This is a genomic window from Streptomyces sp. UH6, assembly GCF_013421635.1.
GTDB classification, from domain to species: Bacteria; Actinomycetota; Actinomycetes; order Streptomycetales; family Streptomycetaceae; genus Streptomyces; species Streptomyces abyssomicinicus.
Genome location: NZ_JACADT010000781.1, coordinates 1 through 2,693, shown reverse-complemented (window position 1 = coordinate 2,693; position 2,693 = coordinate 1). Strand labels below are relative to the sequence as shown.

Sequence of the window (2,693 nt, the reverse complement as noted above, 5' to 3'; positions counted from 1 at the left end):
GCGCGCTGGGGACCGCTGCGGCGTCGGGGCCATTGACCGGCCCCGGCGAGGATGGTTGGCTCCGGCGTTGTGTCCGACGACCACCAGAACGCCGCCCCCGCCCTCCTGGTCGAGAGCGGTGTCCGCCGCCACGGGCGGCTGCCCGCCCGGCCGGTCCGCGTCAACCCGCTCGACGAGTTCACCGGGCCCTCCCGCCTGCTGCGCCGACTGCGGCTGAAGGAGTGGGCCGGGTTCACGCTGCTCCACCCCGACGTGTGGTCCTCGATGATCATCCAGGACGCCCAGTACCTCGCGAGCTGCGAGATCTACGCCCACGACCGGCGCACCGGCACCCTCCACCAGCACGCCGCCAACGCCCGGGGCGGCTCACCGGCGCTGCCCGAGGAACTGCTCGACGGCGGGCACTGCGCCTTTGACAGGCCGGGCCACCGCCTCGTCTACGACTTCGCCGAGCGTGAGGGACGGCACACGATCCACGTCGACGTCGCGGCCACCGCGACCGCCCCGGCGATGAGCGCCGAGCTCACCCTGGACGCGCGGGGCGCCGGCGCACCGCTGTCGGTCGGCTCGCGGCTGCCCGGCGGCGGCCGGATGTACACGCACAAGGCGGTCTTCCCGGCCGAGGGCGTGCTGAGGGTCGGCTCCACCGAGTACGTCTTCGAGCCCGGACGCGACCTGGCGATCCTGGACGAACACCGCTCCTTCCTGCCCTACCGCACCCGGTGGCTGTGGGGCACCTTCGCCCTGCCCACCGCCGACGGCCCCGTCGGCGCCAACTTCGCCGACCGCCCCGAGCTGCCGGGGGAGCCCGAGGAGTCGGCGGTGTGGGCGCCCGGCGCGTGCGAGCCGCTCGGTGAGATCTCCTTCACGCCCGAGCGCCCCGGCGACCCGGCCGCCCCCTGGCGGATCGCCTCCCGCGACGGCCGGCTGGACGTCGTCTTCGCACCGGAGGGGCGCAAGACGGTCCGCCACCGGTTCGGGCTCCTCGCCATCGACTACTTCCAGATGTACGGCCGCTACCGGGGCGTGCTGCGGGCCGGCGGCGCCGAGTACTCGCTGGACGGCGTGCACGGCGTCTGCGAGTCGATGCGCGCCCGCCTCTGAGCGGGGGCGGCCCCCGGACGCGTGCCGGGCGGGTCCGGCGCCCCCTTACCCTTGTGTCCCATGAGCAGCATGGACCGGAGCGACGCGATGAGCGGGGCAGTGGACACGGCCGTCCACGACACAGCGGTGGGCCTGAAGACCTACGAGGTGCGCACCTACGGGTGCCAGATGAACGTCCACGACTCCGAGCGGCTCTCCGGGCTGCTGGAGGACGCCGGTTACGTCCGCGCCCCCGAGGGGTCGGACGGCGACGCGGACGTCGTGGTCTTCAACACCTGCGCCGTCCGGGAGAACGCCGACAACCGCCTCTACGGCAACCTCGGCCGGCTCGCCCCCAGGAAGGCCTCGCGTCCCGGCATGCAGATCGCCGTCGGCGGCTGCCTGGCCCAGAAGGACCGCGACACCATCGTGAAGCGGGCGCCCTGGGTGGACGTCGTCTTCGGCACCCACAACATCGGCAAGCTGCCGGTGCTGCTCGAGCGCGCCCGCGTCCAGGAAGAGGCGCAGGTCGAGATCGCCGAGTCGCTGGAGGCCTTCCCCTCCACCCTGCCGACCCGCCGCGAGAGCGCCTACGCGGCCTGGGTGTCGATCTCCGTCGGCTGCAACAACACCTGCACCTTCTGCATCGTGCCCGCCCTGCGCGGCAAGGAGAAGGACCGCCGGCCCGGCGACATCCTCGCCGAGGTGGAGGCCCTGGTCGCCGAGGGCGTCTCCGAGATCACCCTGCTCGGCCAGAACGTCAACGCCTACGGCTCCGACATCGGCGACCGGGAGGCGTTCAGCAAGCTGCTGCGCGCCTGCGGCGCGATCGAGGGCCTGGAGCGGGTGCGCTTCACCTCCCCGCACCCGCGGGACTTCACCGACGACGTCATCGCCGCGATGGCCGAGACGCCGAACGTGATGCCGCAGCTGCACATGCCGCTGCAGTCCGGCTCGGACACCGTGCTGAAGGCGATGCGGCGGTCCTACCGGCAGGACCGGTACCTGGGGATCATCGAGCAGGTGCGGGCCGCCATCCCGCACGCGGCGATCACCACCGACATCATCGTGGGTTTCCCCGGCGAGACCGAGGAGGACTTCGAGCAGACGCTGCACGTGGTGCGGGAGGCCCGGTTCGCGCAGGCCTTCACCTTCCAGTACTCCAAGCGTCCCGGCACCCCGGCGGCCACCATGGAGGGCCAGATCCCCAAGGAGGTCGTCCAGGCGCGGTACGAGCGGCTGGTCGCGCTCCAGGAGGAGATCTCCTGGGACGAGAACAAGAAGCAGGTCGGGCGGACGCTGGAGCTGATGGTCGCGGAGGGTGAGGGCCGCAAGGACGGCGCGACGCAGCGGCTGTCCGGGCGCGCCCCCGACAACCGGCTCGTGCACTTCACCAAGCCGGACGAGGAGGTGCGGCCGGGTGACGTGGTGACCGTCGAGGTCACGTACGCGGCGCCGCACCACCTGCTGGCGGAGGGGCCGGTGCTGGCGGTGCGGCGTACCCGGGCGGGCGACGCGTGGGAGAAGCGGAACGTGGCGGAGGCGGCGAAGCCGGCGGGGGTGCTGCTGGGGCTTCCCAAGGTCGGGGTGCCCGAGCCGGTCGCCGCCCC

At 73.1% G+C, this 2,693-nt stretch carries 2 protein-coding genes; both read left to right on the top strand.

Annotation, left to right across the window (positions count from 1 at the left end; genetic code table 11):
* Positions 1-69 precede the first annotated feature (69 nt).
* Positions 70-1,104 carry a DUF2804 domain-containing protein gene (locus HW445_RS25745; RefSeq protein ID WP_218957396.1) on the top strand — a complete coding sequence of 345 codons (1,035 nt, stop codon included), beginning with the start codon at positions 70-72 and terminating at the stop codon, positions 1,102-1,104.
* Between the two features lie 60 nt (positions 1,105-1,164).
* Positions 1,165-2,693: tRNA (N6-isopentenyl adenosine(37)-C2)-methylthiotransferase MiaB (miaB, locus tag HW445_RS25740; protein ID WP_374939697.1), on the top strand; the 1,529-nt coding region annotated here is incomplete at its 3' end.